This window comes from Tessaracoccus massiliensis (assembly GCF_000826065.2).
Classification (GTDB): domain Bacteria; phylum Actinomycetota; class Actinomycetes; order Propionibacteriales; family Propionibacteriaceae; genus Arachnia; species Arachnia massiliensis_A.
Genome location: NZ_LN623535.1, coordinates 1 through 4,086, shown reverse-complemented (window position 1 = coordinate 4,086; position 4,086 = coordinate 1). Strand labels below are relative to the sequence as shown.

Below are 4,086 nucleotides of genomic sequence, written 5' to 3'. Positions count from 1 at the left end.
GCCCCAATTATCCCAACGCCCCCACCTACCCCACCCGCGCCGAAGCCGAAGCCGACCAGTGCGACTGGCAGGCAGCGCCGCACCCCCTCGAAGAACAGGAGCCCCTGCTGTGACCGACCCCATCGCCACCTTCGCGGACCTCGCGGCCCTCATCGACCGCCACCACGTCACACCCATCAGCGTCCACTGGGTCGACAACCCCGCCACCGGGGATCGCAGATGGCACATCCAGGTCCCCAGCTGTCGCGACTTCGACCGGCTCGCCGAGCAACTCCCCACGCCCAGAGAGCGCCACTGGCTCAACGGCGACCGTCACATCGGCGGATTCTCCGGGCGCACCGAGCGCCACCACGCCACCGCCGACGGTGAGCTGATCCACCTGTGCCGCGGCTGCACACCCGAGCAAAAGGAGACACTGCTGTGACCCGCATCCTCGCCATCGACCCCGGCAACATCGAGTCGGCCTACGTCATCATCGACTCGGACGACTGCCGCGTCATCTGGGCCGACAAGCTCGACAACGACGCCCTCTACATGCAGCTTGCGGAGGGATCGACCCACTACTACGAGATGGCCGCGATCGAGATGGTCGCCAGCTACGGCATGGCCGTGGGCCACGAGGTGTTCGACACCTGCGTGTGGATCGGGCGCTTCGACACTGCCTGCCGGGGCGGCTGGCCACGCCACGTGTTCCGCCGCGAGGTCAAGTTGCACCACTGCCACGACTCCCGCGCCAAGGACAGCAACATCCGCCAGGCATTGGTGGACCGTTTCGCGCCAGGCCAGCCGAACCACGGCAAGGGCACGAAGGCTCAGCCGGGATGGTTCCACGGCTTCAGCGCCGACATCTGGCAGGCGTATGCGCTGGCCGTCTACGTCGCGGACAAGCTCGAAGCGGGTGAGCAGCCGTGAGTAGCTACGCCCATGCCGTCAAGGACGGCGTCGAGCAATGGAAGGTCGTCTTATGGGCGCCCGCCTACGAGGTGTCCGACAGGGGCCGGGTGCGCAGCGTCGCCCGCACGGTTGTGGACTCACTAGGTAGAACCCGTCAATTGCGGGGCGTAGCGCTCGCGCTCTCCCGCAACAACTACGGCCACCTCTACGTCAGACTTCGCTCGACGGTGCGCGCCTACGTCCACCGCCTCGTGCTGGAGGCGTTCATCGGCCCATGCCCAGCCGGCCACGAATGCTGCCACCGAAACGACGACCCTAGCGACAACCGGGTAGAGAACCTGTATTGGGGCACTCGCGCCGACAACATGCTCGATCGAGTGGCCAACGGCAAACACCATATGGCTCGCCGCACCCACTGCAAGCACGGTCATGAGTACACCCCTGGAAACACTTTTTACAACCCCTCCAAGAGCGCAACGACTCGGCTGTGCAAGCGCTGCGATGAAATCAGGGTCGCGGAGTACACCGCCAAAAGGCGTGCAGACCGCGACCGGCTCTCCGCCAACCTCGCCGCCGCCTGCCCGTCGTGCCGCCGCTACGGCCCCGTCGACCCCGCCTGCCCCGTCTGCCTCGGACGCGGCCACACCGTCGAGAGAGAGGCCCTGACGTGACCCGCATCGCCTTTGCCCAGCGCTACGGCACCGCCGGGGCCATCCTGACCGAGCCGTGGGCACCCACGGGCGAGGAGTCCTACTACCAGCGTCGCCGCGAGTGGTTCGTGGCCTGCCGTGTCTGCCTCGCCGTGCAGGCCTACGCCACCGAGCGCGACGCGCACCAGGCGGCCATCGAGGCATGCTCAGCCACGGACTGCTCGCCCCGCTGCGCCCATTGCTTCACCCGCAAACGGCAGCCCATCGGGCACGGCGGACGTCTCTGCTCGGCCTGCCAGCGGGACCCCAAAGCCCGCGCCCGCTTCCGCGTCAGCCGATCGCCCTGGACGCCCGACGAGGACCACATTGCCCTGACCCTGCCCCTGGATGACGCCGCCCGCACCCTCGGCCGCACCGAGAAGGCCGTCGCCATCCGACTCACCCGACTCAGGAAGGCCCAGACGTGAGATCCTCACCGCTCACCGACGCAGACCGCGCACTCATCCGCGACCTCCACGAGCGTGTCGGCTGGAAGCCCCAGCGCATCGCTGACGTCATGGGCACGGGGCTGACCGCCATCTACCGGGCGCTGAACAGCGACAAGCGCAGGAGCGGCGCCGAACTGGTCGAGGATGCCCTGTGGCTCCTCGACTCCGGCGAGCACCCCTCCCACGTCGCCCAGCGGCTCGGAGTTACCGCATGGACCCTGGAGAAGGCGCTGAGCCGCCACGGACACCCCCGCCCCGATGTAACTGCCGAGGCCATCCGCCAGCGGCGCCTACGCGACCGGAGGCGAGCCGCATGAGACCCAAGACCCCGACCGAAGCGTGGTGCTCGTGCGGAACCCGCATCGCCGGCACCCCGCTCCAGATCAGCCGGGCAGCCGCCACCCACTGGCGCCTCTGCCCGGCCCCCTGGCGGCTCTTTCTCGCCCCGCCCGTCCGCATCGACGACACCACGACCCTAGGAGCAGCAGCAGCATGACCGCCCAGCTCCCCACCCTCGCAGGCATGGTCGACGGCATCGTCGGCCGTGACCTGCTGGGCTGGACCGTCCAATGCCGAGAGTGCGGCGACACGGCCACCAGCCCCATGATGCTCACCGCCATGCGCGGCCCCAAGGCCATCCGCTTCCACCGCGGCGGCTGGCCCGACGGCACCAACCCCCGCCTATGCCGCGCCTGCCGACTCGCCCGCGGCTGCCACTGCACCGGCTGCGACGAAGAGCGCCGGCCATGAACCTCGCCGCACTGTCCGCGATCCGCGCCATCGTCGCCATCCACGCCAAGTTCAACCGCGACAAGCTGCTCGGCGCGATCGACGCCGAGCTCGCCAGATACCCCGAGGAGGAGACCAATGTCTGACATCAGCAACCTGCTGCCACCCGGCGCCTACGTCGTATTCCCGTGGCCCACCGACGCCTACGACATCACATGGGCCGACCTGCGCGAAGTCGTCGCGCTCGGCAAGCACTACCCCGACAGCGCCGACGTGGAATGGGACTGGACCGACCACCATGTCTCGCACGGCCAGGTGGCCAACCCCAGCGGCATCATCATCCGCAGCGCTGACGACATCGAGAGCAACGATGGGTAAGGGCACCGGCAGACAGTTCGGCCGCTACCTCACCACCACCCACCGCGACCCCGACTGGGCCTCCATGACCACCATGCAGCACGACTGCTACATGGCCATCGTCTCCAGCCCCGACCTCTCATGGGCCGGCGTCGTGCCCTACTTCCCCGCCCGCTACTCGGGGCTGGCCGCCGACCTCACTGAGCGGAAGGTGTCGCGGACATGGGACGAACTCGCCGCCCTGGACAAGCTCGTCATCGACAAGCGCACCGGGGAGGTCTTGGTGCGCACCTTCCTGCGACACGACAACGTGCTCGCCAAGCCCAACATCGTCAAGGCCTTCTGCGGCGCATACGAGCGCATCGCCTCGCCGGCAATCCATGACGCCATCGCCCGAGAGGTGCGCCGCATCCACGACGACGAGGGCGCCGAATGGACCAGGACGTGGGAACCGATCGAGGAACTCACTCCGGAACTGTTCGCAGAACTGTTTCGGGAACCGTTGGAGGGAACAGTTTCATGAACCGTTCGCGGAACCGTCTGGCAACAAACTTACAAGCTTACAAACTTACAAACTGGCAACGCTCCGGCTCGCTCTGGTCTGTGGTGTCTGTTCTTAGCTTTCAAATGCTGCTTAGGCCTGAAACGCGCGAGGTTTCAGCGGCATGAAAACGACAATGACTGCCGACCAGGCGAAGAAACTCGCGGCACTCGTCGCGACCGTGCGCCCCGGCTGGGCGCTCAATGCGATCACCAACGCGCTGTGGGACGTGCGTACCCGGCCGCTGCACAAGGTCGCTGCCGCCGCGCTGCGTGCCGCCGCCAACCCCGACTGCCACACGCCGGCCGGCATCGCGTTCACCGACCGGCCGTGGTGGCAGCCCGAGCCGCCCACGCACGACGAGGTGCCGTCATGGCGTGACCCGCACGCCGACGTGACCCCCGCCGACCCCGCCACCATCCGCGCC

General features: G+C 67.9%; 11 protein-coding genes. All 11 read left to right on the top strand.

All coding sequences use genetic code 11. The annotated features are described in order from the left end of the window. The first annotated feature begins 109 nt into the window (after window positions 1–109). A complete protein-coding gene (locus BN1186_RS00170; RefSeq protein ID WP_040281387.1) occupies window positions 110–424 on the top strand; it encodes a hypothetical protein in 315 nt (104 codons plus the stop codon). Next, window positions 421–912: a hypothetical protein gene (locus BN1186_RS00165; protein WP_040281385.1), complete on the top strand. Its 492-nt coding sequence runs from the start codon at window positions 421–423 to the stop codon at window positions 910–912. The genes BN1186_RS00170 and BN1186_RS00165 overlap by 4 nt, the downstream gene beginning before the upstream one ends. Beyond that, entirely contained in the window at window positions 909–1,565 is a 657-nt protein-coding gene (locus tag BN1186_RS00160; RefSeq protein WP_052459590.1) for an HNH endonuclease, read from the top strand. The genes BN1186_RS00165 and BN1186_RS00160 overlap by 4 nt, the downstream gene beginning before the upstream one ends. Next, window positions 1,562–2,011, top strand: a complete 450-nt coding sequence (locus tag BN1186_RS00155) for a hypothetical protein (protein ID WP_040281383.1) — start codon at window positions 1,562–1,564, stop codon at window positions 2,009–2,011. Before BN1186_RS00160 ends, BN1186_RS00155 begins: the two co-directional genes overlap by 4 nt. Next, window positions 2,008–2,349 (top strand): hypothetical protein, encoded by a 342-nt coding sequence (locus BN1186_RS00150; RefSeq protein ID WP_040281381.1) that lies wholly within the window; start codon window positions 2,008–2,010, stop codon window positions 2,347–2,349. Before BN1186_RS00155 ends, BN1186_RS00150 begins: the two co-directional genes overlap by 4 nt. Next, the gene (locus BN1186_RS00145) at window positions 2,346–2,528 is read left to right on the top strand and encodes a hypothetical protein (protein ID WP_139650688.1); all 183 of its coding nucleotides are present in this window, start codon (window positions 2,346–2,348) and stop codon (window positions 2,526–2,528) included. Before BN1186_RS00150 ends, BN1186_RS00145 begins: the two co-directional genes overlap by 4 nt. After that, window positions 2,525–2,782 carry a hypothetical protein gene (locus tag BN1186_RS00140; protein ID WP_040281379.1) on the top strand — a complete coding sequence of 86 codons (258 nt, stop codon included), beginning with the start codon at window positions 2,525–2,527 and terminating at the stop codon, window positions 2,780–2,782. The genes BN1186_RS00145 and BN1186_RS00140 overlap by 4 nt, the downstream gene beginning before the upstream one ends. Further along, window positions 2,779–2,907 (top strand): hypothetical protein, encoded by a 129-nt coding sequence (locus BN1186_RS16175; protein ID WP_281278417.1) that lies wholly within the window; start codon window positions 2,779–2,781, stop codon window positions 2,905–2,907. Before BN1186_RS00140 ends, BN1186_RS16175 begins: the two co-directional genes overlap by 4 nt. Further along, a complete protein-coding gene (locus BN1186_RS00135; protein WP_040281377.1) occupies window positions 2,900–3,139 on the top strand; it encodes a hypothetical protein in 240 nt (79 codons plus the stop codon). The genes BN1186_RS16175 and BN1186_RS00135 overlap by 8 nt, the downstream gene beginning before the upstream one ends. Next, window positions 3,132–3,641 carry a hypothetical protein gene (locus BN1186_RS00130; RefSeq protein ID WP_040281375.1) on the top strand — a complete coding sequence of 170 codons (510 nt, stop codon included), beginning with the start codon at window positions 3,132–3,134 and terminating at the stop codon, window positions 3,639–3,641. The genes BN1186_RS00135 and BN1186_RS00130 overlap by 8 nt, the downstream gene beginning before the upstream one ends. A 154-nt stretch (window positions 3,642–3,795) precedes the next feature. Next, a partial coding sequence (locus BN1186_RS00125; protein WP_040281373.1) for a hypothetical protein occupies window positions 3,796–4,086 on the top strand: 291 nt, incomplete at its 3' end.